The sequence below is a fragment of the Oceanithermus desulfurans genome (genome assembly GCF_014201675.1).
GTDB classification, from domain to species: domain Bacteria; phylum Deinococcota; class Deinococci; order Deinococcales; family Marinithermaceae; genus Oceanithermus; species Oceanithermus desulfurans.
Map to the genome: position 1 here is coordinate 250265 of NZ_JACHEZ010000002.1, position 25581 is coordinate 275845.

The 25581-nt window shown below is 70.2% G+C and carries 24 protein-coding genes; 8 read left to right on the top strand and 16 right to left on the bottom strand.

Annotation, left to right across the window (positions count from 1 at the left end; translation table 11 throughout):
* Nucleotides 1–3: 3 nt before the first annotated feature.
* Both HNQ05_RS03580 and prfA read right to left on the bottom strand, forming a co-directional pair.
* Nucleotides 4–504 carry an NUDIX hydrolase gene (locus HNQ05_RS03580; RefSeq protein ID WP_147147335.1) on the bottom strand — a complete coding sequence of 167 codons (501 nt, stop codon included), beginning with the start codon at nt 502–504 and terminating at the stop codon, nt 4–6.
* Entirely contained in the window at nt 470–1546 is a 1077-nt protein-coding gene (gene prfA, locus HNQ05_RS03585) for a peptide chain release factor 1 (protein WP_147147333.1), read from the bottom strand. Before prfA ends, HNQ05_RS03580 begins: the two co-directional genes overlap by 35 nt.
* A gap of 85 nt (nt 1547–1631) precedes the next feature.
* Here prfA and HNQ05_RS03590 point away from each other — a divergent pair, with 85 nt between their 5' ends.
* The 3 genes from HNQ05_RS03590 to HNQ05_RS03600 all read left to right on the top strand — a co-directional run bounded on the left by HNQ05_RS03590 (nt 1632) and on the right by HNQ05_RS03600 (nt 4370).
* The gene (locus HNQ05_RS03590; RefSeq protein ID WP_147147331.1) at nt 1632–2297 is read left to right on the top strand and encodes a metal-dependent transcriptional regulator; all 666 of its coding nucleotides are present in this window, start codon (nt 1632–1634) and stop codon (nt 2295–2297) included.
* Nucleotides 2294–3544, top strand: coding sequence for an Nramp family divalent metal transporter (locus HNQ05_RS03595; protein ID WP_147147329.1), 1251 nt, complete (start codon nt 2294–2296; stop codon nt 3542–3544). The genes HNQ05_RS03590 and HNQ05_RS03595 overlap by 4 nt, the downstream gene beginning before the upstream one ends.
* Before the next feature lie 70 nt (nt 3545–3614).
* On the top strand, nt 3615–4370 hold the full coding sequence (locus tag HNQ05_RS03600; protein WP_221266750.1) for a ZIP family metal transporter: 756 nt from the start codon (nt 3615–3617) through the stop codon (nt 4368–4370).
* Between the two features lie 49 nt (nt 4371–4419).
* Here HNQ05_RS03600 and HNQ05_RS03605 read toward each other — a convergent pair whose 3' ends face one another.
* The 6 genes from HNQ05_RS03605 to HNQ05_RS03630 all read right to left on the bottom strand — a co-directional run bounded on the left by HNQ05_RS03605 (nt 4420) and on the right by HNQ05_RS03630 (nt 9770).
* Nucleotides 4420–5076, bottom strand: coding sequence for a hypothetical protein (locus HNQ05_RS03605; RefSeq protein ID WP_147147326.1), 657 nt, complete (start codon nt 5074–5076; stop codon nt 4420–4422).
* A complete protein-coding gene (locus HNQ05_RS03610; RefSeq protein WP_147147323.1) occupies nt 5073–6581 on the bottom strand; it encodes a hypothetical protein in 1509 nt (502 codons plus the stop codon). Before HNQ05_RS03610 ends, HNQ05_RS03605 begins: the two co-directional genes overlap by 4 nt.
* Nucleotides 6582–6583: 2 nt before the next feature.
* On the bottom strand, nt 6584–7465 hold the full coding sequence (locus HNQ05_RS03615) for an ABC transporter ATP-binding protein (RefSeq protein WP_147147321.1): 882 nt from the start codon (nt 7463–7465) through the stop codon (nt 6584–6586).
* Entirely contained in the window at nt 7455–8060 is a 606-nt protein-coding gene (locus HNQ05_RS03620; protein WP_147147319.1) for a TlpA family protein disulfide reductase, read from the bottom strand. The genes HNQ05_RS03615 and HNQ05_RS03620 overlap by 11 nt, the downstream gene beginning before the upstream one ends.
* Nucleotides 8061–8634: 574 nt before the next feature.
* Nucleotides 8635–9105 (bottom strand): hypothetical protein, encoded by a 471-nt coding sequence (locus tag HNQ05_RS03625; protein ID WP_147147317.1) that lies wholly within the window; start codon nt 9103–9105, stop codon nt 8635–8637.
* 158 nt (nt 9106–9263) lie between these two features.
* Nucleotides 9264–9770, bottom strand: coding sequence for a helix-turn-helix transcriptional regulator (locus HNQ05_RS03630; protein ID WP_147147316.1), 507 nt, complete (start codon nt 9768–9770; stop codon nt 9264–9266).
* A gap of 141 nt (nt 9771–9911) precedes the next feature.
* Between HNQ05_RS03630 and HNQ05_RS03635 the strand changes: the two genes are divergently transcribed.
* Complete coding sequence (locus tag HNQ05_RS03635) at nt 9912–10433, top strand: GNAT family N-acetyltransferase (RefSeq protein ID WP_147147314.1); 522 nt, start codon at nt 9912–9914, stop codon at nt 10431–10433.
* Between the two features lie 682 nt (nt 10434–11115).
* Here HNQ05_RS03635 and HNQ05_RS03640 read toward each other — a convergent pair.
* The 4 genes from HNQ05_RS03640 to HNQ05_RS03655 form a co-directional block, all read right to left on the bottom strand.
* Entirely contained in the window at nt 11116–12339 is a 1224-nt protein-coding gene (locus HNQ05_RS03640; protein WP_147147312.1) for an ATP-binding protein, read from the bottom strand.
* Nucleotides 12340–12440: 101 nt separating this feature from the next.
* Nucleotides 12441–13196 (bottom strand): SdpI family protein, encoded by a 756-nt coding sequence (locus tag HNQ05_RS03645; protein WP_221266719.1) that lies wholly within the window; start codon nt 13194–13196, stop codon nt 12441–12443.
* A 193-nt stretch (nt 13197–13389) separates the two neighbouring features.
* Nucleotides 13390–14325 (bottom strand): nucleoside hydrolase, encoded by a 936-nt coding sequence (locus HNQ05_RS03650; protein ID WP_147147308.1) that lies wholly within the window; start codon nt 14323–14325, stop codon nt 13390–13392.
* A gap of 30 nt (nt 14326–14355) precedes the next feature.
* A complete protein-coding gene (locus HNQ05_RS03655) occupies nt 14356–16407 on the bottom strand; it encodes a WD40/YVTN/BNR-like repeat-containing protein (protein WP_183677592.1) in 2052 nt (683 codons plus the stop codon).
* A 236-nt stretch (nt 16408–16643) separates the two neighbouring features.
* On the opposite strand from HNQ05_RS03655, the gene HNQ05_RS03660 reads away from it, so the two are divergent.
* Complete coding sequence (locus HNQ05_RS03660) at nt 16644–17375, top strand: spondin domain-containing protein (RefSeq protein ID WP_147147306.1); 732 nt, start codon at nt 16644–16646, stop codon at nt 17373–17375.
* 181 nt (nt 17376–17556) lie between these two features.
* On the opposite strand, the gene HNQ05_RS12305 is transcribed toward HNQ05_RS03660, so the two are convergent.
* The 3 genes from HNQ05_RS12305 to HNQ05_RS03675 are packed head-to-tail and all read right to left on the bottom strand — an operon-like array spanning nt 17557 to nt 20494.
* A complete protein-coding gene (locus HNQ05_RS12305) occupies nt 17557–18984 on the bottom strand; it encodes a sensor histidine kinase (protein WP_147147304.1) in 1428 nt (475 codons plus the stop codon).
* The gene (locus HNQ05_RS03670; protein ID WP_147147302.1) at nt 18981–19676 is read right to left on the bottom strand and encodes a response regulator transcription factor; all 696 of its coding nucleotides are present in this window, start codon (nt 19674–19676) and stop codon (nt 18981–18983) included. Before HNQ05_RS03670 ends, HNQ05_RS12305 begins: the two co-directional genes overlap by 4 nt.
* Nucleotides 19677–19714: 38 nt before the next feature.
* Nucleotides 19715–20494 carry an alpha/beta fold hydrolase gene (locus HNQ05_RS03675; RefSeq protein WP_147147300.1) on the bottom strand — a complete coding sequence of 260 codons (780 nt, stop codon included), beginning with the start codon at nt 20492–20494 and terminating at the stop codon, nt 19715–19717.
* A gap of 77 nt (nt 20495–20571) precedes the next feature.
* Between HNQ05_RS03675 and HNQ05_RS03680 the strand changes: the two genes are divergently transcribed.
* The 3 genes from HNQ05_RS03680 (at nt 20572) to HNQ05_RS03690 (ending at nt 24966) form a co-directional block, all read left to right on the top strand.
* Entirely contained in the window at nt 20572–20931 is a 360-nt protein-coding gene (locus tag HNQ05_RS03680) for an ArsR/SmtB family transcription factor (RefSeq protein WP_147147298.1), read from the top strand.
* Nucleotides 20932–21013: 82 nt separating this feature from the next.
* Nucleotides 21014–23086: a heavy metal translocating P-type ATPase gene (locus tag HNQ05_RS03685; protein ID WP_147147296.1), complete on the top strand. Its 2073-nt coding sequence runs from the start codon at nt 21014–21016 to the stop codon at nt 23084–23086.
* A 50-nt stretch (nt 23087–23136) separates the two neighbouring features.
* Nucleotides 23137–24966, top strand: a complete 1830-nt coding sequence (locus HNQ05_RS03690) for a hypothetical protein (protein WP_147147294.1) — start codon at nt 23137–23139, stop codon at nt 24964–24966.
* Nucleotides 24967–24971: 5 nt separating this feature from the next.
* On the opposite strand, the gene HNQ05_RS03695 is transcribed toward HNQ05_RS03690, so the two are convergent.
* Entirely contained in the window at nt 24972–25481 is a 510-nt protein-coding gene (locus HNQ05_RS03695; protein WP_147147292.1) for an asparaginase domain-containing protein, read from the bottom strand.
* Nucleotides 25482–25581 lie beyond the last annotated feature (100 nt).

Here is a 25581-nt window from a genome sequence, read left to right on the forward strand (position 1 = left end):
GGCTCAGATGGGCTGACCCGGGGTGCTCCAGCTGGTGTAGGCATAGAAGCGCCCCACCTCGTGGGTCTCCAGGTAATGGAGCAGCGGCTCGGCCAGGGGCAGGTGGGTGCTCAGGCGCTCAGCCACCTCCTCGGCGTCGAAGAAGCGCGCCTCGACGATGTGGCCGTCGGGGTCGCGGGGGTTGAGGAGCCCGTCCCAGCTGGCGGTAAAGGCCATGGCGATGGTGCGCTCGCGCTTGCGCCGGTCCTCCACCTGGGCCACGTAGGCCAGCTGATCCACGCTGCGCACCACCAGGCCGGTCTCCTCACGCACCTCGCGCACCAGCGCGTCGGGGATCGTCTCGCCCGGCTCGACCATCCCCCCGGGCAGGGTGTAGCGCACCCGCCCGCGGCGGCCCCAGTCGTTGGCCACGAGCAGCACCCGGCCGCGGGCGTCCTGGAGGATCGCCGCGGCGACGAGCAGCTCACGCCTAAGCGTTCTGGGCCTGTCCGCTGAGTTCTTCAAGCATCCTCTCCTGGTCGGCCTTCTTGAGGGCTTCGGTCAGTTCGTCCAGCTCACCCGCGAGCACGCCTTCGAGGTTGTGGGTGGTGAAGTGGATGCGGTGGTCGGTGACCCGCGACTGCGGGAAGTTGTAGGTGCGGATCTTCTCGCTGCGCTCGCCGCTGCCGATCTGGGCCAGGCGGTTGCTGCGCAGGGCTGCTTCCTCTTCGGCGCGCTTCATTTCCAGCAGGCGGCTACGCAGAATCGAAAGCGCCTTCTCCCGGTTCTTGATCTGGCTGCGCGAGTCCTGAATGGTGATGATGATGCCCGTGGGCTCGTGCACCACCCGCACGGCGCTGTCGGTGGTGTTCACCCCCTGTCCCCCGGGGCCGGAGGCGCGCATCACGTCGATGCGGACCTCGCTCATGTCGAGCTCCACGTCGCTCTCTTCGGCCTCGGGGAGCACGGCCACCGTGGCCGTGGAGGTGTGAATGCGGCCCTGGGTCTCGGTTGCGGGTACGCGCTGCACCCGGTGCACCCCCGACTCGTACTTGAAGACGCCGTAGGCGCCGTCCCCCTTCACCATGAAGCTCACCTTGGAAAACCCGCCGAGGTCGGTGGGGTGGCTTTCCAGCATCTCCACCTGGTACCCCAGACGCTCGGCGTAGCGGGTGTACATCTCGAAGAGGTCGCCGGCGAAGAGCGCGGCTTCCTGCCCGCCGGTACCGGCGCGAATCTCGACGATGGCGTTCCTGACGTCGGCCGGGTCGCGCGGCAGCAGCAGCAGCTCCAGCTTCTTTTCGAGCCCGGCCAGCCGGGCCTCCAGCTCCGCCGCCTCCTCGCGGGCCATCTCGCCCAGCTCGGGGTCGGCGGCCAGCTCGCGCGCCTGCTCAAGCTCGTCCTGCACACGCTGGAATTCACGGAAGGTTTGGATCACCTCGCCCAGCTCGGCGTACCGGCGGCTCTTCTCGCGGAAGCGGGCGGCATCGGCGAGCACTTCGGGGTCCCCAAGTTCGCCCTCCAGCGCGCGGTATTCTTCTTCCAGTTTTTTCAGTTTATCCAGCATGGCACGTCCCTATCCCTGAGGATACCACCCGGGGCTTGCGGATTGGTTTAGGTAGGTCTAAACTATTATACCAGGAGTTTTAGGTATGACTAAATCCCACCGCGCCCACCTCTCGGAAGCCCAGGAAGACTACCTCAAGCAGGTCTTGCTGCTCTCGGGGGAGGGGCCGGTGACCACCCAGGCCCTCGCCCAGCGCATGGGGGTGCGCCCAGCTTCGGTGACGGGCATGCTCAAGAAGCTGGCCTCCCTGGGGCTGGTCGACTACGCCCCCTACCGGGGGGTGACCCTCACCGAGGCGGGCCGCGCGGTAGCGCTGGAGGTGCTGCGCCATCACCGGCTGATCGAAACCTACCTGGCCGAAGCGCTCGGCTACGACTGGGACGAGGTTCACGAGGAGGCCGAGCGGCTCGAGCACCACATCTCCGAGGCCTTCGAGGCGCGCATCGCCGAGTGGCTGGGCCACCCCGAACGCGACCCCCACGGCGACCCCATCCCCACCGCGGGCCTGTCCCTGCCCCACCCCGAGGGCGCGCGGATGAGCGAGAGCCGGCCGGGTCGCTACCGGCTGCTGCGCGTGCGCGCCCAGGACGAGGGCACGCTGGCCCTGCTCGCGCGGCTGGGGCTCGTTCCCGGCGCGCGCTTCGAGCTGCTCTCGCGCGGTCCTGAGGGGGCCCGCGTCGAGCTGCCCGAGGGCCGCTTTCTGCTGCCGCCGGAGCTGGCGGCGGCGCTCGAGGTGGAGGAAGCCCCATGAAAACCGCCCACGTTCGCCTTCAACGACCCTTCTGGTTCTACCTGGGCCCCGCCTTCCTGGTCTCCGTCGGGTACATGGACCCGGGCAACTGGGCCACCAGCCTCGAGGCAGGCAGCCGTTACGGCTACGCGCTGCTCTGGATCGTCACCCTCTCCTCGGCCATCGCGGTGCTGATGCAGGTCCTCTCGGCCAAGCTGGGGATCGCCACCGGCATGGATTTGGCCCAGGCCATGCGGGCGCGCTACTCGCCCCCGGTGGCCCGCTTCCTCTTCGTCACCGCCTTCCTGGCCATGATGGCCACCGACCTGGCCGAGTTCATGGGGGTGGCGCTGGCGCTCAACCTGCTCTTCGGCATCCCCCTCACCTGGGCGGTGGTGCTCACCGTCTTCGACGTGCTGCTCATCCTCTGGCTCGAGCGCTTCGGCTTCCGCTGGGTCGAGATGGTCATCCTCGCCTTCGTGGCCACGATCGGGATGGCCTACGTGCTCGAGATCTTCTTCGCCCACCCGGCGCTGGGCGCGGTGGCCTGGAACGCCTTCGTGCCCAACGGCACCGTCTTCGAAAGCACCACCGCCCTTTTCATCGCCATGGGCATCCTGGGGGCGACGGTCATGCCCCACAACCTCTACCTGCACTCGGCGCAGGTGAAGACGCGCACCCGAAACAACCCCGAGAGCAAGCAGCGCGTCTTCTTCTGGAGCGTGGTCGACACCGTCACCGCCCTCTCCGCCGCCTGGCTGGTCAACGGCGCCATCCTGGTCATGGCTGCGGCCGTCTTCCACCAGAACGGGCTGCTCGTCACCGAGATCGACCAGGCCTACCTGACCCTGAAACCGCTGCTGGGCCAGGCCGCCGCCCTCACCTTCGCCATCGCCCTGCTGGCCTCGGGCATCTCCAGCTCCACCACCGGCACCCTCGCGGGCCAGGTCGTCTTCGAGGGGTTCCTGGCCGTCCGCGTCCGCAACGTCGCGGCGCTGCGCCTCTTCGTGCGCCTCCTCACCATGGCCCCGGCGCTGGTGGCCGTCTGGTTCTCGGTGCGCCCGGTCACGCTGCTGGTCCTCAGCCAGGTGATCCTCTCGATGCAGCTGCCCTTCTCCGTGATCCCGCTCGTCCTCTTCACCTCGGACCGGCGGCTGATGGGCGACCTCGCCAACCCGCCCCTCCTCCGCGCCCTGGCCTGGATCAGCACCGGCGTTATCGTGGCGCTGAACCTCTTGCTGCTCGCCTTCGCCGGCCTGGGAGTCTGAAGTGTTCGAGGGGTTGCAGGGCTACCACCCCGCCCTGCTGGCGCTGCTGGCGGGGCTGTTCACCTGGGGGATGACCGCGCTGGGCGCGGCGTCGGTGCTGCTGGCGCGCGACCTGCCCCGCAGCTGGCTCGACGCCATGCTGGGCTTCGCCGCCGGGGTGATGATCGCCGCCAGCGTCTGGTCGCTGCTGCTGCCGGCCATCGACCTGGCCGAGGCCGCGGGTGCGCCGCCCTGGCTGCCCGCCGCGGTGGGTTTCCTGCTCGGCGGCGGCTTCCTGCGTCTGGTGGACAAGTACCTCCCCCACCTGCACCTCTTCCAGCCCGACGAGGCCGCCGAGGGCGTGAGCACCACCTGGCGGCGCACCACCCTGCTCATCCTCGCCATCACCCTGCACAACCTGCCCGAAGGCCTGGCCGTGGGCGTGGCCTTCGGCGCCGCCCACGTGCTGGGCGGGGGCGAGGAAGCGGCGGCGCTGCTGGCGGGCGCGGTCACGCTGGCCATCGGCATCGGGCTGCAGAACCTGCCCGAGGGCGCCGCGGTGAGCATGCCGCTCCGGCGCGAGGGGCTCTCGCCGGGGAAGAGCTTCTTCTACGGCCAGCTGTCCGGCATCGTCGAACCCGTTGGCGCGGTGGTCGGCGCGGTGGGGGTGCTGCTGGTGCAGCCGCTTTTGCCCTACGCGCTCGCCTTTGCCGCGGGGGCGATGATCTTCGTGGTGGTGGAGGAGATCATCCCCGAGTCGCAGTCGTCGGGCAACGGCGACCTCGCCACCCTCGGGGTGATGATCGGCTTCACGTTGATGATGGTGCTCGACGTGGCGCTGGGGTAAGACCGCCGGCCGACGGCCTTTCGGTACCGGCCGGAGCCGTCCGGCGGGGTTAGTCGCCGTTCATAAACGCGACCGGCCGGTGCACTGCGGCCACGGCGTAGGCCGCGAGCAGCGCAGCCACCAGCAACCATAGCGCCTTGCTGCGCAGCAGCAGGCCGTCGGGGTAAAACGCGTAGGCGGGGAAAAGCTCGAGCGCTCCCGTCGCCAGACCTCCGGCGCGCAGGGCCAGGAAGACCCCGAGCACGAGCGCTCCGGCGGACATGGCCAGCGTGGGGCTGCCGGTCCGTGCCAGCACCGCCAGCGCCAGCGCCAGCCCCGCCGCTCCCGACGCAAAGAAGGTGAGCGTGAGCAAGACGGCATTCCGCCCCGGGTCGGACCACAACAGCAACGCCGCCATCCAGTACGAGGCGACGAGCCAGGCGCCAAGCACGAGCGCGATCCGGTAGAGCAGCACACCGGAGACGCCCGAAGGGCGGGCGGCGACGACCTCGTGGGTGCGGCCCTGCTCTTCCGGCGTGAGCAGCTGCGCGCCCAGCATGGCCCCCACAACGAAAGCGACCACGTCCAGGAGCCGCACGGCCAGAGGGCCGCTTGCCCCTGACAAATAGAGGGTGTACGGGTTGATCCAAAGCGCCGCCAGCAGCCCTGCGACCAGCGCGGCCAGGGGCAGCGGGGTCAGGGTAAGCTCCAGCCACAGCCGCCTCATGAGCGTCTCCTTTCGCGGCGAAGTTGTTCGAGGACGTAATCTCTGACGCCCCCGGCGCCGAGCGTCCGCCATAGTTGAAGTGCTTGCTTGATTGCGTCCGGAGAGATGCTCACGCGATTTCCGATTGCCCCAAGGGCGCTGAGCTTCTGGAAGGGTATGGCGCCCGTGAGGGCCCGCTCCCAGTGGCGCAGCTCCTCTTCCAGGCGCGCGCCCCCCAGCAGCGCGTATGCGGCATACCACTGGGCGAGCAGACGCAAGGTCTCGATCCGCTCTTTCTCGGCCAGTACCTTCTTCACGTCGGCTGGGCTCCGGGAGTCTATGGACTCTAGGAGCACGCGCCGGTCGGGTGCGGGCAGGATCAGGCCCGCGGCTTCGCGCAGGGCGCTGCGCTCGCACCAAGGCCGCTTTCTGAAGCGGTAGCGCTCCGGCACCAGCAGCACCCTGCTGCGCACGGCGGAACTCCTCCGGTAAGGCACCTCGGCCGCGGCGCCGACCTGCGCGCCCTGGGCGAACAGCTCCAGCGTAGCAACGTAGCGTCCCAGAAAGGCCGTCTGGCAGCCTGCGGGTTTTGCGAAGGCCGCAAAGCCGCCGGGGAGCGCCGGGTGGCGGTAGACTCCCCGGTAAAAAACGGCCTCCGGAGGGAGCGCACCCGTGCCTACGTCGGTGGCCAGCGCCGTCCACTCCTCACGGACCCTTTCCTGCCATACCGCGATGGGCGGCTGCCCGAGCAGCGCAGCCCCCAAGGTCAGCGCGGCCCCGAGCCCGGCCAGCGCCGCGAGCGTCGCGGCGGGTTCGCGGACCCTCCGGCGCAGTCCCGTGGCGGAAACGGCCAGCAACCACGCGGCCAGCGCCAGCGCGAGAACGTAGCCCTTTTGCAGGTAGACGACCGTGGCAAACGAGCCGAAGCCCACGAACTCGGAAATGAGCCGGTCGGAAGGGAAAAAGTGCGGCAGCAGGTAGGCGGAGCGGTTGGGGTTCGTGGCAAGGGCGAGGAGGAGGAAGTAAACCACGGCCAGGGCGTAGGCCAGCTCCCGCCGCTGGAAGAGCGCGGCGAGCAAAAGCAGGAAGGCAAGGCCGAAACCCGGCGCGGGCAGGCTGAACAGGGCCATCTTCAAGAGCGCCCATGCGTGCTGCGTCTCCGGACGGTGCGCGATCTGGGCGGCCACGAACGCCAGCGCGACGTTCGCCGCCCATACCAGCAGCGCCACCGCCGCCAGCGCGATGAGCCTTGCGCCCAGGAGCCGCACCGTACCCGCCCGCCGGACCCAGATGAGCTCCCGGGCTGCGTCGTTGCGAAACCACCCCAGGGAAAGCACGGTGGGAAAATAGGCCAGGTAAAACCACATCGCCACCCAGATGCCGCTGAGGCGTCCCAGCAGCGCCCAGCCGCTGAACGGGCGGGTGGCCTCGCCCACCACGTACGCGGCGCTGGCGAGGCAGGCGACCAGCAATGCGGGCCACGAGCGCAGAAGATGTTTCAGCTCCAGGGTTGCCAGCCGCAGCACCTTCAGCTCCTTTCGGCCGGGATCCGCTCCTCCCGGTGCAGCAGGTAGAAATAGCCGTCCTCCAGCGAGGGTTCGGCGGGCGCGTGCGGCCAGGGAGGTTCGCCGCCCTCCCAGAAGACGCGCGCAACGGCCTGCTCGCCGTCGTAGCGGATCGAGACGACCGCCCGTTCTCGTTCGATCTTTTCGATCGCTTCCCGCGGTAGCCGGACCTTCAGCAGCCTGCCCTTGGCCCGGGCCGCGAGCTCGGCGGGGCTGCCCGTGAACCGGATCTTTCCCTTGTGAAGCACCGCCATGCGGCTGCACGTGGTTTCCACGTCCGGCAGGATGTGGGTCGAAAGCAGCACGGTTCGGTCGCCGCCCAGGGCGCCCAGCGCCCTGCGCACCTCCAACCGACCTTCGGGATCGAGGCCCGAGGTGGGCTCGTCCACGATCACAACCCGGGGGTCGTGCACGAGGGCTACGGCCAGCCCGAGGCGGCGCTTCATTCCCCCCGAAAACCCGCCGACGCGCCGGTCCGCCGCTTCGGCCAGGCCCACCTGCTCGAGAACTTGCAGCAGTTTGTCCCGCCGCGGTGTGAGGTGGGAGAGGAGCGCGAAGTACTCGACCGTTTCCAGAGCCGACAGGGTGGGGTAGAAGTCCACGTTCTGGGGCAGGTAGCCGAGCATGCCCCTGATCTCCATAACCCGGTCCAGAGGCACTCCGTGAATCCTCGCCGTGCCCGCGGTGGGGCGCAGGAGGGTGGCCAGGATGCGCATCAGGGTGGTCTTGCCCGCACCGTTGGGGCCGACGAGCCCGAAGGTTCCGTTGATCTCCAGGGTTACGTCGTCGAGTGCCCGTACGCCGTTGCGGTATACGTGCGTGAGGTTCTTGATCTCAAGGCTCATCTTCCTCTCCCAGGTGGTGGTCGACTAGGTGCTCGAGCTCGGCGAGCAGGACGTTCGCCCCTCTTTTCAGGCGCCGACCGCGCTGCAGGTAGACGATCGTTCCCTGCTCGTCCACCACCACGTAGCTCGGCACGCCGCCGATGCGCAGCCGCCGCCGGCTCTGGCGCAGGCCGGGGTCGAAGAGCCATTCGAGGCGGCCGGGCGGTGCCTCGTAGTCCTCGGGCCGAGCCAGCTCGTCGGCGATCACGACGGCGCGCAAGGGGCGGGACGGGTCCGCGTTCAACCATTCCGTCAGGTCGCGCAGGTCTTCCGGACAAGCGTCGCAGGTTGCGGAAAAGAAGGCCAGCAGCGTGAGCCCCGTGTCGTTTAGCCTGCTGTACAGGCCCACCGGGCCCTCCCGGGAGGCGAAAACCAGCTCAGGGAGCGCCTGGCCCACCCGCAAGGCTCCCAGCCGCCCCGCTTCGCGGCGGGTGTGGAACGCCCCGACCGCAACCGCAGCCAGGACCATGAGCAGCGCCAGCGCAAGGGTCGCGCGCGGCAGCCACCAAGCCGAACCCGCCATGGGCGCCGCCGGGGGCCGTTCTTTCTTGACCATGCTTCGGCTCCTCGCGTGTCACTGGGGGGGCGCGCCCGGGCGCGCCCCTGGTTGGCTCAGTAGTCGCTGCAGCAGCCACCGTAGGTGACGCTGTGGTGGTCGTGCTCGTAGCCGTTGTAGTTGTAAAGGTCGATCTTTTCGATCCGGCTCTGGCCGTTGGGAGCAAGCGGGCTGGCCCAACAACTAAAGCCCCATGCCCAATAGCACTAGACGAAGGGGGCTTCACCTGGGTTCTGCGAGCGTATACGAGCCCCATCACCGCGAACAGGGTAAGGGAGAGAATAGGAAGGGTCTCCGCCCTGCTATGCCTCCTTTCCATCAGTCCTTCGCCGCCTATTTTCACCAGGCTAGCCACCCAGACTCCCTTGCATCAATCCCAAAATCTGGAGCGCTCACCCGAATGCTCGTATGCGGTTCGGAGCGAGCAAGGCCGGGAAAGTTGGTTTTCTAAAAAGCAAAAGCTTTACGGGCTGCCGCGAACGGTCTCACGCAGCCCTCCAGCATGGGCGCGCCCTCGGACCGGGCCCAGCGCACGGTCCAAGCGGGTAGCAATCCAGGTATGGGGTTTTTCGTCCTACTGAGCGAGGTTTGGCAGAACAACCCGTTCGTAAAGCTCTTGCTTTTGGGCGGGCGAGAGCCGCTGAAGGTTTTCCCACCCCAGCCTGATATTGTCTAAGGCGTGGTCGAGCTGGCCCAGAATCATCTCGGCCGCGTAGCGGTCCTTGGCGATGCTGTTCACGTCAAGATTCTGTAGGAAACTTTCAAACCGGGGCAGCGTGCGCTCCGTGAAAAATGGGGGGTCCATGTGAATGCGCACGCCGTCCGCGCGCACGTCAACCCAGACCCCTGGAGCCACTTCCTTCAGCCCTGCGTCTCGCGTTGCGTCCATCGCTACCGTTTCCTGAACTTCCTGCTCCTTTGCAGCGTCGTCCAGATTGACGGGGATGCCTGGGGTTTGGGTCTCGGAACTCTGGCATGAAGTTAGCAGCATGCTAAGCCCTAGCGCCAAGGAGGTCAGTATCGTATAGGGTCTTGACAAGCGCATATGGCCCTCCTTTCATGCATCCATGCCTGACTTGCATCTCCAGACTAGGGTGAAAATGCGTAGGATTCCATCCCAAAACCTGGAGCCCCCCAGATATCTGGAAGAACCCGCTTTTCGGGTTCGTGCAGCCGTGGGTCTTGGCGGCTTGGAGCGCGTCTTTAACCGGCCGGCCGGATGGGGATCAAGCCGAGGTAGGTCAGGGCGAGCTCGTGCTGGCTGCCGGCCCCCAGCTTTTCGCGCAGAGCCTGGTAGTAGCTGTAGACGGTGTCGCGCTTGACCCCCAGGCGGCGGGCGATCGCGTCGCTGCAGAACCCCTGGGCCAGCAGGCGCAGCACCTGCCGCTCGCGACGGGTGGGGAGGTCGAAGGGAACGGTGGGTGGGGAGCCCACGCGCCGGCCCGCGGCCACGAGGTCCAGCGCGGTGTTGATTTCGCTGAGCGATTTGGGCTCGACCAGCACGCCCGCGGGCCTGCGCTCGAAGAGGTCCAGCAGGTACAGCGGGTGCGGGTTGAAGGTGACCGCCAGCGCGGGGGCGGGCAGCGGATCCAAACCCCAGAGAGTGTAGCCGGTCGGCAGGTCCACGACCAGGTGGACGTCCACGGGCACGCGGCACTCCACGAGCTCCCGTAAGAGGGGGGCCTGTGCGGGGCCGGCGTGCACGGGCATGCATTGATTATACTTGTTCCTCTTTGGGCACGGTACGAACTCACCGGTTTGGCGGCCTGTTCCCGGTTTCGGTCGTAGGATGGAAGCGTGACCCCAGAGCCCCGCCCTGCCGGACCGGATGACGCGGCCTCCGTTTTGCGCGTGCTGGTCACAGCCTTCATGGACGACCCCGTCATGGTCTGGTTCGACCCGCAGCCGCGTGCACGTGAGCGCCGCCTTACGCGCCTCTTCGAACACGTGCTGGAAAAACACCTGCCCCGGGGCACCGTCTGGACGAACGACGAGCACAGCGCCGCGGCCGTCTGGGTGCCGCCGGGTACGCCGGTGACGGCGTCCGACGTGCGCTTTTACCTGAGTCTCTACGCGGACCGCCTGCCCAAGGGGCTTTTCTGGGCCTTATTCGTAGAAAGCCGGCGGCCGCGCTTTCCGCACTGGCTGCTGCTCTACCTGGGGGTGGCGCCCGAGCGGCAGGGCCGGGGGCTGGGCGGTACGCTGCTCGACGCCGGGCTGGCGCGGGCGAACGTCGACGGTCTTCCGGCCTACCTGGTGGCGAGCTCGCCCGGCTCGCGAAGGCTCTACGAGCGCCACGGGTTCCGGGTGCAGCGCGAGGTGCGCCTCATGCGGGGCCCGCCGGTGTGGCCGATGCTGCGGGAAGCCCGCTGAACCGCGGCTGTGATTTGCGCCGCGTAACCTTCTCGTCGGTACCAGCTGAAAAGTCGAACGTGTGGCTCACGCCGCCCCGTCGCCACCGGCTTCTCTCGTCACCCCGGCGAAAGCCGGGACCCGGGCCTTATCCAAAGGCGGGGTCGGGACGCCGCGCTCGTCGCGGAAAGACGAAAGCGCCCTCCCCAAAGGGGAGGGCCGGGGTGGGGGTTTTGAAAATGGGCTCGTGAGCAGCGGTCTGTAGCTCGTAGCTTGTGGCTCGTGGTGGAAAGGTTGCGAGCAGCCTTACCCTCGGCGTCGTTTGTGGCATGGACCCCGGGTCTCGGCCGGCAGGCCGGCCTCGCCCGGGGAGGCGGGAAAGGGGGTGGGTAGCTTGTAGCTTGTAGCTTGTGGCATGTAGCCTGTAGCTTGTGGTTGTGGTTGTGGCCGCTACCGGCGGCCTGCGGAAACCCATCTTGCGCCGTTCCCACCTCCCACACCCCACAACCCACTACCCATTCACCACCTACCACGTACTACGCACTACGCACCACGTACTACGTACTACGCACTACGTCCCGCCCCCTCCGGAGGCTTCGCCGCCGACCCCCCAAGGGGCCGGAAGGAGTCCGCGGCTTGCGGTCTCCAAAAACAGGGCCCCCGCGGCCGTCGGCTCTAGGATCCGCGGCTTGGGAGGTTGCAGCTAGCTCCACAAAGCCGCGATCGGCAGGGCCAGCATCCGCTCACCCAGCGGCAGGGGCTGCGTTCCCGTATAGAGCACGATGCCCAGGTGGAAGCGTTCTCCCACGTCTTCCCGCAAGGCTTTGAGCCCCGAAAGGGCCCGGCGCGGAAGTTTGCCGGCCAACTTGACCTCGACGCCGACCACCCGGCCGTCGGTGTGCTCGAGCACCGCGTCCACCTCGGCGCCGGCGCGCGTGCGGTAATGGAATCGCTGCGGTTCGGGGTCAAGCCAGGAGGCCTGCTTGGCCAGATCGGCCAGCACGAAGCTCTCGACCAGCCGCCCCAGGATTTCCGGGCGTTGGTCCAGACCTTCGCAATTCATTCGGAGCAGGTAGACGGCCAGCCCGGTGTCGTTGACCACGAGCTTGGGCCGGCGCGTGAGCTGTTTTTTCAAGCTCGCGGTCCAAGCCGGAAGGCGCTCGACCAGAAAGAGGCGCTCGAAGAGCTCCTCGTAGCGCCGGGCCGTGGCTGCGGGGAGGCCCAGCTCGGCCGCGAGCGAACCCACGTTCTGCGGGGTGGCCGTGGCTGCTGCCACGGCCCGCAGCAGCGCCAGCGCCCTTTCGGGGTACTCGATTCGCGCCAGGCTCATTAGGTCGCGCTCGATGAGCGCGGCCAGGTAGCTGGCGAACCAGGCCGTGCGGTCGGCTTCATTCTTGCCCTGAACGGGTGGGTAGCCGCCGGCACACACGCGGGGGACGAGGCTTCGCCCATTCCCGGGCCGCATGAGCTCACGCGCGTCACCGGCCCACAGCCCGGCCACGAAGTTGCGGTTGCTGCGTTCCAGCTCGCCCTGAGCCGGCGGCCGCAGCGTAAGGAACTCGGCCCGCCCCACCAGCGCCGCCGCCGCTTCCGAACGGGACTTGAACCCCACCGAACCGGTGAGCAGGAAGCGGCCGGGGCGGCGATCCGAATCCACCGCCATCTTGACGGCCAGCAGCAGGTCGGGGGCGCGCTGCACTTCGTCGATCACGACGGGTCCGGCGAGCCCGGTAACGAAGCCCACGGGGTCGGCGCGCGCCGCCGCAAGCACCGCCGGATCGTCGAGGGTGTAGTAGGCCATTCCCCGGTCGCCTGCCAGCCGGCGGACCAGGGTGGTCTTGCCCACCTGACGAGCACCCGTGAGGTACACGACGGGGCTGCGGTTCAGGGCGGCCGTTAGCCGGGGCGTCAGGTAGCGCGGGAACACGGCTACAGTATAGCAAGACGCTCACGGCGTGAGCGAATTGCGTTCACAGCGTGAGCGAATTCGCACCCGCACCGCACCTATCCGACCGGACCGGCCATCGGCTACGCTCCCCCGAGCGCACTCAGCAGCAGCGCGGTATAAACCACCAGGGCTGCGAACGAGAGCAAGACCACCGCCAAAGAAACCGCCAGCACCCGCCCCGGACGCCGGGAGCGGGGGAGGGCGAACGCGCCCCAGACACACGCGAGTGCGCCCGCCAGGCTGCTCACCAGGAAAGCCCAGCCGGCGGGCCGGTTGACGCGGTACCAGGCTTCGGGGCTGGCCAGGGTTTCGGGTACGCGCACGCCGACGGCGCCGTTGGGGCCAATGGATCCGCTGCCGAGCATGTAGCCGAAGACTGCGCCTACAGCCAGCACGAAGGTCAGGAAGCCCAGCAAAGCCGCCAGGGCGTTGCGCTCGAGCCGCTCCTGTTCCGGCCCGCCCTGGTGCGACCCTTCCGATTCGCCCCAAAGCGGCATGGTGGCGGCAATGAGCAAGACAAACACGTCGGCAGCGATGGAAAACCCCCAGGCCAGCTGGCCCAAGCGCCCAAAGGCCTCGGTCGCGAACACCGCGGCGTTGAGGACCACCAGCAGCACCCCGGCCACCGTCCAGGGCCGGGCGGCGCGGGCGTGGACAAGGTACCACTCCTCTTCGCTCGCCAGCGTGCGGTCGGTGCGGATCCCCACAAACATGTTGGGCTTCAGTCGGCCGCGCGCGGCCATGCGACCGAGGACGATGAACAAGGCCCCCGCGCCCAGCATGAGCAGCAACACCAGGTACTGGCCGCTATCCATGATTCCTCCAGTGAGCTTCATTATACCCATTCCAGGGCCCGCCCACCCGGCGCCAAATGGGTGCTGCCTCGTGGGTTCAAAAGGCCTCGCACCACACGCCGCCAAAGAAGCCGACTCGTGGGGATCGAGGATATGGGGTTCGATAGCTATCGCTGAAACAAGACCGGCCGCCGAGGTGCGCCGTTTGTTAGTTCAAAGGGCGAGCCACAAAAGGTCAGCCGCGCAGGGTGCGTTCGAAGAGAGCGCGCACGCCGGCGGCGTTCATGGCGGTCACCACCCGCACGTTGGGCGGCTCGGCGCTGCGGCCGTGGTCGAGGACGAGCTGCCCGCGGGTGTGGGTGCCGCAGGTCTCCACCCAGCCGCGGTGGCGCGCCTCGGCGGTGACCAGCCCGGGCTCGAGCGCCGCCGCCATGGCCAGCGGGTCGGGGACGAGCAGCCCCGGCGCGCCGCGGCCCTCCAGGAAGGCCCGGGTGCGGCGGGTGATGGCGTCGTAGAAGCGGGCCCGGGGCGTGCCCAGCGAAGCCAGCGCCTCGTGTTCGTCCCAGCCGAGGGGGTGGGCCAGCGTGGTTTCCCAGGTCACCAGCGTGAGCTCTTCGAAGGCCTGCACTACGATCTGCGCGGCCTCGGGGTCGTAGTAGAAGTTGAACTCGGCGGCCCAGTGGGGGGTGTTGCCGTGGGCGGCGTGGGCGCCCCCCATGACGACGAGCCGGCGCAGCAGCCGGGGCAGCTCGGGCTCGAGCCGCAAGGCCAGCGCCAGGTTGGTGAGCGGCCCCAACGCCACCAGCGTGAGCTTGCCCGGGCGTTCGCGGGCCAGCCGCGCCAGCGCCACCGCGGCCGCCTCGCGCTGGGGGCGGACCCGGGCGCGTCGCGGCGCGTAGTCGCCCAGTCCGTCGGCGCCGTGGAAGCCGGTGGCGTGTTCGCGCTCGCCGGGCAGCAGGGGCCCCGCGGACCCCGGGAAGACGGGGACCCCCTCGGCCCCCATCGCGTGGAGCACCTCGAAGACGTTGGGGATCACGCGCTCGAGCGGTACGTTGCCGCCCACGGTGGTCACGGCCGTCACCCGCGCCCCGGGGTGGGCCAGGGCCAGCATCAGCGCCAGGGCGTCGTCCACCCCGGCGTCGGTGTCGACGATCAGAGGCTCGCGGCGCATCGCCTCATTGTAGCCAGACCGTCCGCAGCCCTAGGGCGAGGTCAGGATCACCCCGTCCCGGCCCACCGCCGCGAAGGTGCCCGGGCGGTAGGCCACGGCGTAGAGCCACTCGTCCGTGGGCCGCTCCGCCGCGGTCCAGGTCGCGCCGTCGGGGGAGGTGTACACGGCCCCCTCGCTGCCCACGGCGACGAAGCCGCCCGCGCCGTAGGCCAGCCCGAAGAAGGAGGCGTCCGCGCCCATGTCGCGCAGCGTCCACGTCTCGCCGTCGGGGGAGGTGAGCACGGCGCCGCCGTCGCCCACCGCCACGAAGAGGCCGCCACCGTAGGCGACGGCGTTGAGGTCGCGGTAGGTGCCGCTGGTGTGCGCGGTCCAGTTCGCGCCGTCGGGGGAGGAGATCAGGGTGCCTTCCTGGCCCACCGCCACGAAGCGGCCCGCGGCGAAGACGACGCCCTGGAGCCAGCGGTAGCTGCCGGAGTCCTGCTTGCTCCAGGTTTCGCCGGCGGGCGAGGTGAGAACCTGGCCCCCGTACCCCACGGCCACGAAGACCCCGTTGCCGTAGGCGACGGCGGAGAGGTCGTCGTAGGTTCCCGACCTCCGCGACGTCCAAGCTTCGCCGTCGGGGGAGCTTAGGACCGTGCCGCCCGCCCCCACGGCCACGTAGGCCCCGGGCCCGCGGACGGCGCCGTAGAGGGAGTACCCCGAAGCCGGGGCGCGCTCAGTCCAGTCCGCCCCGTCGGTGGAGGCCACCACCGCCCCGCCGTACCCCACGGCGAGGAAGCCCCCGCCGTCGGCGATGACGGCGTTGAGGCTGTCGCGGGTGCCGCGCGGGCGGCGCGCCCAGGTGGCGGCGTCGGACGAGGTGAAGACCGCGCCCCCCTCGCCCACGGCCAGGTAGACGTCCCCGCCGTAGGCCACGCCGGCCAGCGCGTGGTAGCCGCCGGTGCGGTGGAGGCTCCAGCTCGCTCCGTCTGCGGAGCTGAGAACGGCGCCGCCGTCGCCCACGACGACGTAGCGGCCTCCGCCGAAGGCGGCGGCGGAGAGGTTGTAGCTCGTGCCCGCGTCGCGCGCGGTCCAGGTCGCGCCGTCCGGTGAGGTGAGGAGGGCGCCGCGGAAGCCGGCGGCCACGAAGCCCCCGTCGCCGTAGGCCACCGCGCTCAAGGGAGCGCTCGTGCCCGCGTCCTGCGTGGTCCAGACGCGCCCGTCGGGGGAGGTGAGCACGGCGCCGCCGGACCCCACCGCCGTGAAGACGCCGTTGCCGTAAGCGACGGAGCGGAGTTCCTGATCCGTACCCGAGACCTGTTGGTCCCAGACCGCGCCGTCGGCCGAGGTGTAGACCGCGCCCCCCTCGCCCACGGCCAGGTAGACCCCTCCGCCGTAGGCGACGCCCAGCAGGTTGCGCGTCGTCCCCGAGGTCCGGGGGCTCCAGGCCTCGCCGTCCGCCGAGGTGAGCACGGCGCCGGCGTCGCCCACGGCCACGAAGGCGCCGTCGCCGTAGACGACCCCGTTCAACCGGGGGTACCCGTCGGCCGCGTGCAGCGTCCAGTCCGCGCCGTCGGGCGAGGTGAGGAGGGCGCCGCTCGCCCCCACGGCCACGAAGCGGTCGGCCTCGTAGGCCACGGCGCGCAGCGCCACCGAGCGCGGCGTCCAGCTGGCCCCCGTCCCGCTCGCGACGGTCAGGGTCAGCGCCGTCGCGGCCGTCGCCTCCGCGGCCCGCCCCTGCAACCGCAGGTCCAAAACGTCGGGGGCCACCGTGAGGTCGGCGGCGAGGTCGAGGGTCAGCTGCGCGGTGGCGCCGGCCACCTCGACGCGCTCGGGGGACAGGTGGAGGCCCGCCGGCGCGGCGGTGCCGTCCGCGGCTTCCAGGCGCAGCTCCACCGCTCCGGTAAAGCCGTCGTGGGGGGTCAGGGTCAGGGTCAGCCCGGCGCCCTCGCCGCCGGGCACCAGGGTGAGCTGGTCGGGGTTGAGTGCGAGCGTGAAGCCCGGCTCGGGCGGAGGCGCGGCCTCCCCGCCGCAAGCGGCCAGAACCGCCGCGGTGAGCAAAAGCAGGCCTGCGGTGCGCATCCCTTGGGCAAGTCTCTTCATCGGCATCCTTTCCTGGGCTTTACGGAATCCTGCTCCTGGTCGGCTCGTTTCGGAGATGGTATAGCCTCTCTCGTAACCGTTTCATATAAAGCCCACGGGAGTATACCCCGCCCGCCGATGCCCCCGTGTCGCCCAGACGACACGGGGGCGTGACCCCTTCGTGATGGTTGCGGGAGGGTTCCGTGAGGGGGTGCGCCTAGCCTGCGGGGGAGCTGGACGCTCGAAAGGAGACGCACATGAAACGACGGATCGTAACGCTGGGACTGGCCGGGCTGCTGCTGGGCGCCGTGGCGCAGATGGGCTCGGACGCGGGCAAGGACAAGATGGGCGGCTCGGAGATGATGGGCGAGTACACCTTCCAGGTGCGGGTCGAGAACGTGAGCACCGCGGGCACGCTCAAGACCATGGGGGGCGGCGTGGCCGTGCCGCTGGCGCCGGGCGTCTGGGTGGTGCACGAGGGCGCGAACCCCCTCTTCACGCCGGGCCGGGCCGCGGGGCTGGGGCTCGAGCAGCTGGCCGAGGACGGCGACCCCGCCGCCCTGGCGGCGGCGCTGGAGATGAAGCCGGGGGTCGCCGTGGTGGGCGTCTTCGCGGTGCCCGAGGGCCAGATGGACCCCGCCCCGATCCTTCCGGGTCAGGCCTACACCTTCACCGTGACCGCCGCCCCGGGGGCGCGGCTTTCGCTGGCCACGATGTTCGTGCAGTCGAACGACTGGTTCTACGCCCCGGGGCCCGAAGGCATCGAGCTCTTCCCCATGGACCACCCGCTCGAGGGCGAGGTGACGACGCTCATCAAGCTCTGGGACGCCGGCACCGAGGTGAACGAACCCGCCGGCGAGGGCCCCAACCAGGCGCCGCGGCAGATGGGCAAGAACTACGGGGCCGACGAGGGCGGCGTGGTGCACGAGGCGATGGGCGCAGAGCTCACCGGGCCGGTGATCCGGGTGACGGTCACGCCGGTGAAGTAAGCCCCTTCGCCAGCGAACCCGGGCCCGCTGCGTGCGGGCCCTTCCTTTGTAGGTTCCGCACGGAAGCGCGCGGTCTAGAGGACGCGCTGCGCCCGTCTCCTGGGGCTCTCCGCACGGCCCCCGGGAGAACGGCCCGCGCGGGGCGAGCCCGGCATGAACCGCCGGGGGCGGACCGGAGGCGTCAGATCGCGGGGAGGCGCAGCACGAAACGGCTGCCCTCGCCCGGTGCGCTCGCCGCCTCGATGCGGCCGCCGTGCAGCCGCAGCGCCTGCTGGGCGATGGCGAGCCCCAGGCCGGAGCCGCCGTCGCGCTTGCGGAAGGTTCGCTCGAAGAGGTGGGGCAGGTCTTCGGGGGCGATGCCGGAGCCGGTGTCGGCCACCGCGACCCGCGCCTCGCCGTCCTTTTCGGCGAGGCGCACGGCCACCCGGCCGCCTTTTGGGGTGTGCTCCAGCGCATTGGCCAGCACGTTGACGAGCGCCCGCTCCAGCAGCCCCGCCTCGCCCTTCACCAGCAGCGGCCCCGGCGGCGGGGCCAGCTCGAGCGCCACCCCCCGGGCCTCGAAGCGCGGCCGCAGCTCGAGGACCACGTCCTGCACCAGCTCGGCGAGGGCCAGGGGCTCGGGGGCGAAGGGCCAGGCCCCCGACTCGAGCCGGGCGAGGGTGAAGAGGTCGTCGGTCATCCGCGCCAGCCGCGCCGCCTGGGCGCGGGCCGCGGCCAGGTAGCGGACGCGGTCGGCCGCGCCGAGCCGCTCCCCTTCCTGCTCCAGCGTCTCCAGGTAGCCCGAGAGCACCGCCAGCGGGGTGCGCAGGTCGTGCGAGACCCCGGCCACCAGCTCGCGCCGGTGGCGGTCGGCCTCGCGCTCGGAGGCCAGCAGCGCCCGCACCCGCCCCGCCAGCTCGGCGAAGCGCGCGTGCAGGCGGTCGATCTCGTCACGCTCACCCGCCGCCGCCGACGGCAGGCCGACCTCGGTGGCGGGGTCGAAGCGCTCCATCGCCGCCTCCAGGGCGGTGAGCCGGCGCGTCAGCCCCCAGGCGGTGCCCGCGGCCACCAGCGCCGCCAGCAGCACCAGCCCCAACCCCGCCCAGAGCGCAAGCCGCAGCACGGTGCTGCCGGCCACGGCCTCGGCCACCGAGTCGAGGGCGCGGTCGGAGAGGAGGACGTAGATCCAGCCGCCGCCGGGCACCGGCGCGGCGGAGAAGACCTGGCGGCCGCGGGGGCGCTTGGGGTCGTCGCCCAGGAGCGGGCCCCGCACCTCGCCGCGCAGGAAGCGCTCCAGCGGACGCAGGTCCACCCGCTTTCGCACCAGCGCCTCCATGGGGGGCGAGGCCCCCACGATGCGGCCCTGCGCGTCGAGCAGGTAGACCTCGACGCCGGGGTTGATCATGGCCAGCTCCGCGGCCAGCGCGTCCAGCGCGCCCGCGCGCTCTCCGCCCACCATCAGCCCCGGCCGCAGGTGCAGCAGGTTCTCGGCGAGGCCGCGGTACTGGTTCTGGGCGATCTCCTGGTGGTAACGGCGCGCGGCGTCGAGCGCCCCCCAGACGAAGAGGGCCCCCAGCGGCAGCACCAGCAGCGAGAAGGCCAGCGCCAGCCGCGCCGCCAGGCTCCTCACCCCTCTCCGCCTCCGAAGCGGTAGCCCACGCCCCAGACGGTCTCGACGTAGACGGGGTTCTTGGCGTCGGGCTCGATCTTGGCGCGCAGGCGGTTGATGTGCGAGTTGACGGTGTGCTCGTACCCCTCGAATCCCGCCCCCCAGACGCGCTCGAGCAGCTCGGCGCGGGTGTAGACGCGGCCGGGGTGGCGCGCCAGCTCGAAGAGCAGGTCGAACTCGCGGGCCGTCAGGTTCACGGGCCGCCCGCCGACGCGCACCCGCCGGGCGGCGGGGTCGATCTCGAGCCCGCGGTAGACGAGCCGCCCCGCGGGCTCCGCCTCCGGGGCGGCGACGCCGCGCCTCAGCAGCGCCCGCACCCGCGCCTCCAGCTCGCGCAGCGAGAAGGGCTTGGTCAGGTAGTCGTCCGCGCCCAGCTCGAGCCCCAGCACACGGTCCACTTCTTCGGCGCGGGCGGTGAGCATCAGCACCCGCGGGTAGCCGGGCCGGCGGCGCAGCCGCTCGACGATCTCGAAGCCGCTCACCCCCGGCAGCATCACGTCGAGGACGAGCAGGTCGTGGCCGCCCTCGAGCGCCTCCGCCAGCCCCGCCTCGCCGTCGTGCACGACGCGCACGGCGTGGCCGGCGCGTTCCAGCTGGGCGGCGGCGAGGGCGGCGATCTCGCGGTCGTCTTCGACGATCAGGATCCGCGCCATGCCTCAGTATGGCGCAAGGGGTTCACGAAACCCTCCCGTCAGGCCCCGGCCCAGAAGGTGCGCAGCCGCTCGACGAAGCGGTCGGGGTCGACAAGGTGGGGGTAGTGGCCGTAGTCGGGCCAGACCTCGACGGCCGCGCCGGGAATGCGCGCCGCCAGCCAGTCCACGTAGTCCGGCCCCGGGTCGATGCCGTGGAGCGCCAGGTAGGGCGTCCGGTACCCCTCGAGCAGCTCGTTCACCAGCACCGCCAAATCGTCCTCCGAAAGGACCCAGACGTCGTGCCAGATGCCCAGCACGGCCTCCTGGAGCGGTCGGCGCAGCGCCTGCAGGCGGGTGCGCTCGGCGGGGTCCAGGCGCTCGCCCTCGAGCTGGCCCATCAGCTGCTCCATCACCGGCCCGAAGGTAGCGGGGTCTTCCAGCGGCGCCCGCAGGGGCTCGAGCATGGCCTTGAACCCCGCGAGCGCCAGCGGTTGGTCCACGTTCGCCACCGAACGCACCGGGTAGGCGTTGCCGAGCGCCGTAGCGACCAGGCCCCCCAGCGAGTGTCCCACCACGTCGGGGCGGGCGACGCCTGCGGCCTCGATGACCGCGATCGCGTCGGCGACCATCGCCGCCAGCCCGTAGCCGTCCGCGCGCTCCGAGGCCCCGTGGCCGCGCAGGTCGAGCCGCACCACGGTGCGCTCCCCGGCCAGCCGCCGCGCCACCGGATCCCAGGCCCGCAGGTTTTCGGTGATCCCGTGCACCAGGACGACCGGCGGCCCCGAGCCTTCGGCGGTCCAGGCGATACGGGTGCCGTCCGCACTCGTCGCGTGGTTCATCTTTCCCTCCTTGCTTTTTCATCATACTACGGCTTTATATCCCTGCCGTTAGGGGTGGATTCAGCTAGAATGGGGGCGTGGCTCGAGACGACGACGCTGTCTGCACCACGTTGACGCTGCACCCCGAGGCGCTCGAGCGCGCGCGGGCCGCCCTTCCCGACGCCGACACGATCGCACGGGCCTCGGTGCTGCTCAAGGCCCTGGCCGACCCCACGCGGATGCGCATCCTGCTGGCCATGAAGCAGGGGGAGCTGTGCGTCTGCGACCTCTCGCACCTGCTGGGCATGAGCCAGAGCGCGATCAGCCACCAGCTGCGGGTGCTCCGCGACACCCGGCTGGTGAGCTGGCGGCGCGAGGGGCGCCAGGTCTTCTACCAGCTCGCCGACCAGCACGTCGAGGAGATCCTGGAAGACGCGCTCGAGCACGCTAGAGAGTAGCGGCACGCCAGCACGCTTTGCATTATGTTTTGGCGTATACGTAATACTTGACCAACTGCTCATATTTACATAAGATGGAGCCATGAGTGCTGACGTTCGTGAACTCACCTTCGACGTCGAGGGTCTGGACTGCGCCGACTGCGCGGTGAAAATCGAAAAGGCCGTACGCGAGCTGCCGGGCGCCAAGGAGGTGTCCGTGGCCTACGGCAGCGGAAAGCTCTTCGTCAAGCTCGATGCCGAGGCGGCGCCCGAAGCGGTTGCCAAAGTAGTGGAACCCCTGGGCTACCGGGTCCGCCCCGAGGGCGAGCCCCCCGGCGAAGCGCCCTGGTGGCGGAACCCCAAGGTGAAGATGTTGGGCGTAAGCGCGGGCTTCATCGTGCTGGCGCTGCTGACCCAGCTGATCTGGCCCGCCGCCGCCCGCTGGGTCTGGAGCGCGGGCGCGCTGGTCAGCGTCGCCCCGCTGGCCCGCAAGGCCTGGGCGGTGTTGCGCGCCGGCAACGGTCTCGACATCAACGCCCTGGTCTCCATCGCTGTCGTGGGCGCGATCCTCATCGACGCCGCCCCCGAGGCGCTCGTCGTCGTCTTCCTCTTCCTCATCGGCGAGGTGCTCGAGGGCCACGCGGCCGCGCGCGCCCGCGGCACCCTGCGGGAGCTGGCCAAGCTAGCCCCCACCAAGGCGCGGCGGCTCGAGGCCGACGGGAGCGTCCGCGAGGTGCCGGTCGAGCTCCTCGCGGTGGGCGAGCGGGTCCAGGTGCCCGCCGGGGAACGCATCCCCGCCGACGCCGTGGTCGAGGAGGGCACGGGAGCGGTGGACGAGTCGATGCTCACCGGCGAGTCCGCACCGGTGCCCAAGCAGGCGGGCGACCCCATCTACGCGGGCACCGTACTGCTCGAGGGGCAGCTGGTGGCGCGGGTGACCGCGCCTGCCGAGGACAGCGCGCTGGCGCAGATCCAGAAGCTGGTCGAGCGCGCCGACGCGATGAAGAGCCCCACGACGCGCGTCATCGACCGCTTCGCCCGCTACTACACCCCGCTCGTCGTCGTCGCCGCGGCGCTGGCGGCGACGGTGCCGCCGCTCCTCTTCGCCCAGCCCTGGGAGGTCTGGATCTACCGGGGGCTCGCCCTCTTGCTGATCGGCTGCCCCTGCGCGCTGGTGCTCTCGGCCCCCGCCGCCGTCACCTCGGCGCTGGCCCGTTCGGGGCGGATGGGGGTGCTGGTCAAGGGCGGCGACGTGCTCGAGACCGCCGGCCGCCTCGCCAGCCTGGCCTTCGACAAGACGGGCACCCTCACCGAGGGGCGTCCGCGGCTGGTGCGCGTCTGGGGGGCGGACGAGCGCGAGATCCTGCCGCTGGTGGCGGCGCTCGAGCGCTCCAGCGCGCACCCGATCGCCGAGGCGGTGCTGGCGCGCGCCGAGGAACTGGAGCTCGAGGTGCCTGAAGCCGAAGACCTGGACGCCCTGCCCGGCGCCTGGGTGAAGGGCCGGGTCGGGGACCGCGAGGTCTGGGTAGGCAGCCCCGCCGCCGCCGGCGGCCTGCCCGAGGGCACCCGCGAAAACGGCGAGACCGCGAGCGTGGTCAAGCTGGACGGCCGGACGGTGGCCGTGCTTTTCTTCGAGGACGCCCCCCGGCCCGAAGCGGCCGAGGCGCTCGAGCGGGTGCGGGCCCTGGGCATCGAGACCGTCATCCTCTCCGGCGACCGCGAGCCGGCGGTGCGCCGCCTCGCCGAACAGCTGGGCGGCGTCGCCTACCGGGCCGAGCTGCGGCCCGAGGACAAGCTGCGCGCCATCCAGGAGCTCCCGCACCCGGTGGGTATGGTCGGCGACGGCGTGAACGACGCCCCCACCCTGGCCGCGGCCGACCTGGGGGTGGCCATGGGCAGCGGCACCCAGGTAGCGCTCGAGGCGGCCGGGGTGGCGCTCGTCGAGCCCAACCTGACCCGGCTCGCCCACTTCCTCCAGCTCGCCCGCGCGGCGCTCGGCAACATCTACGCCAACGTCGCCGTGGCCCTGGGGCTCAAAGCGGTCTTTCTGGTCACCACCCTGCTCGGCTACACCGGGCTGTGGCTCGCAGTCATGGCCGACACGGGGGCGACGCTGCTGGTCACCGCCAACGCCTTGCGTCTGCTGGCCTGGCGGCCGCGCGGGTCCATGGGTTAGGCACGGAAGAATTTACCCCACCCGGCCCACGAGGCGGCTAGAATGAACCCATGGGCCGCTACCGCTACCTCGCCTCCATAGCCGCCAAGGCACGCGCTCTGCGCCCCTTGGCGGCGCTGGCCATGCTGATCGCCCTCCTCGCCGCATGCCACCCGGGTGCGCCCGGCCCGGGCCCGGGCCAGCCCGGCGAACCTCCAGCCCCGTCCAGCCCCTTTTCCACCCCGCTGCCCGACACCCCCGGTGCTCAGGGTGTAGCCCAGAAGGTCTGGTGCCCCGACGCCCAGAACTCCGGTCGCGGGTTTCACCGGGTCAGCTCGCTGGACGACCTCCCCACCGATCCCGTGGGCGACGGGGAAAACAACTGCTACATGGAGGCCTTCGACACCTCGGTCTTTTCGACCGACGGCCGGCCCGTCAGCGGCTGCGCGAACCTGGACCTCACCAAGTTCTCCGGTCACGACTGCGTCGAGGCGGCGGACGCGGACGCCCTCAAGCAGGCGGTCGCCCAAGCCAAGCGGCGCGTCATCGTAGTGACGCACGACCTCGAGCTCGGCCCGAAACAGGCCCCCACGGCCCGAAGGGCGCAGGAGGACGTCTGGATCATCGGCCGCTACGACCCCTCCACCCGGCGTCCGGTGCTCCTCCGGCAACCCCAGGAAACCTACACCGTCTACCTCTGGGCCCCCGACGTTCCCGTGTGGCGCCTGACCGTGATCAACCTGCGGGTCCACGCCCAGGGCGTGGTCTTCGCCCCCGGCCGGAAGCAGACCCGGGGGACGGTCACCCTTCAGTCCATCACCGCCAAGAGCACCCAGCGGCTCATCATGTACGGCTTCGAAACCCCGGCGCATGGACCGGGCGGACCCGACGACCCCGTGAGCAGCTACCCCGACCTCACGCCCTGGCCCATCGACGACGCGCTCTACATGCGCGCCGTGCTGGCCCGCGGCGGGGCCACCCACTCCGTCTACGTGGACCGCATCCACACCAGCTGGGCCGAGGACGTGATCCTCCTTCCCCCCTTCGCCTCCGGCAAGCACGCGGCCAAGTTCGATTCCCAGAACGTCGTGGTTTACGACTCCGTCTTCGCCAACACGGGGCTGCACAACCAGCCCTTTGACGACCCCGAATGGCGCGACGCCTGGTTCTACCAGGGGCCGGTGCACGGCAACAACGCGGGCATGTCGCTCGCCTCGTGCAGCCGCGTGGTGCTCGACCACGTGACCGTTTACGACCACTACAAGAAGAGCGCGTCCAACGCCCACGCCATCCAGTGGCAGCCGAGGACGATCCTCGGCGGCGCCTGCGACATGCCCATGAGCTACTACCCGGAAGACTACCCCACCTCCCCCTACCACGGACCGGCGTACTACCAGGGCGTGCTTTACCCGCACTCCCCCTTCTGGGACGACGCCTTTTGGGACGCGATCGACGACACCCGCCTCGACGATCCCGGCATGATCGTCTCCCACGTCACCAACACCGCCGTTCACCACACCGACGACGGGCTCACCAACCCGGCCAACCTCTTCGCGCTGGGCACCACCGGAACCTACCCGGTGACCCGAAAGTTCCAGTTCGCCAAGCTGGTGATCTTCCCCGACGAGGTGCCCGCGAAGTGGAAGGAGCGTCAGCGGGTGGTGGTGAACCACAACTGCCTGGACGACGGCTACGAGCCGGATCACGAGGTGCACAACTACATTCCGGCGGGCGCGGAGGACCCCAACGACCCCTCGCGTCACGCCCGCGACAACACCGACAAGTTCGTGGTGGTCGGCCCCCTGGGCTGTGCCGCGGACGGCGCGGTGGACGATGCGGTGCGGGAGCGGCGCAATGCCTTCCTGGCCTCGCTCGAGCCGCCTCCCTGGCTCGGCTGGTAGCCCGCTCAGGGCTCGGTGCGCTCGAAGCGCAGCCGCTCGCGGTTCTTCCGAACCCGGTCGGGGGTGAACACCTCTCCGTTCATGGCGATGTACACCCCCGCCGGAAGCAGCTGCACCGCGGCGACCGCGTAACCGATGTTGAACTCGGCGTCCGAGCCCAAGAAGCGCGCCGGCTGCATGGCCCCCACGAGCACGACCGTCTTGCCGGGCACGCCCGCGAGCGCCCGGGCCGTTTCCACCATCGTGTCGGTGCCGTGGGTGATGAGCACCCGCCGCGCCGGACTGGCCGCCACCGCCTCGCGGATCCGCGCGCGGTCGGCCTCGGTCATCTCCAGGCTGTCCTTCTTGAAGAGCGCCTCGATCGCGTAGGGGAAGTTGACGCGCGCCTCCTCCAGCAGCTTGCTGATCTGCGGATCGCCCACGGTGTAGTCGTCTTTGGCGTCGTAGTAGATCTTGTCGATGGTGCCGCCGGTGGTGAAGATCTGGACAAACTCGGGTTCGGAGGTCGGGTTCACGAGGTCAGGATACCCGAGCCAGCGTTGCTTCACGAACAGGGGTGGTCGTTATTTTACGAAGAGTAATATAAGACTGTATTGTTTTAATTTTTTGAATAAT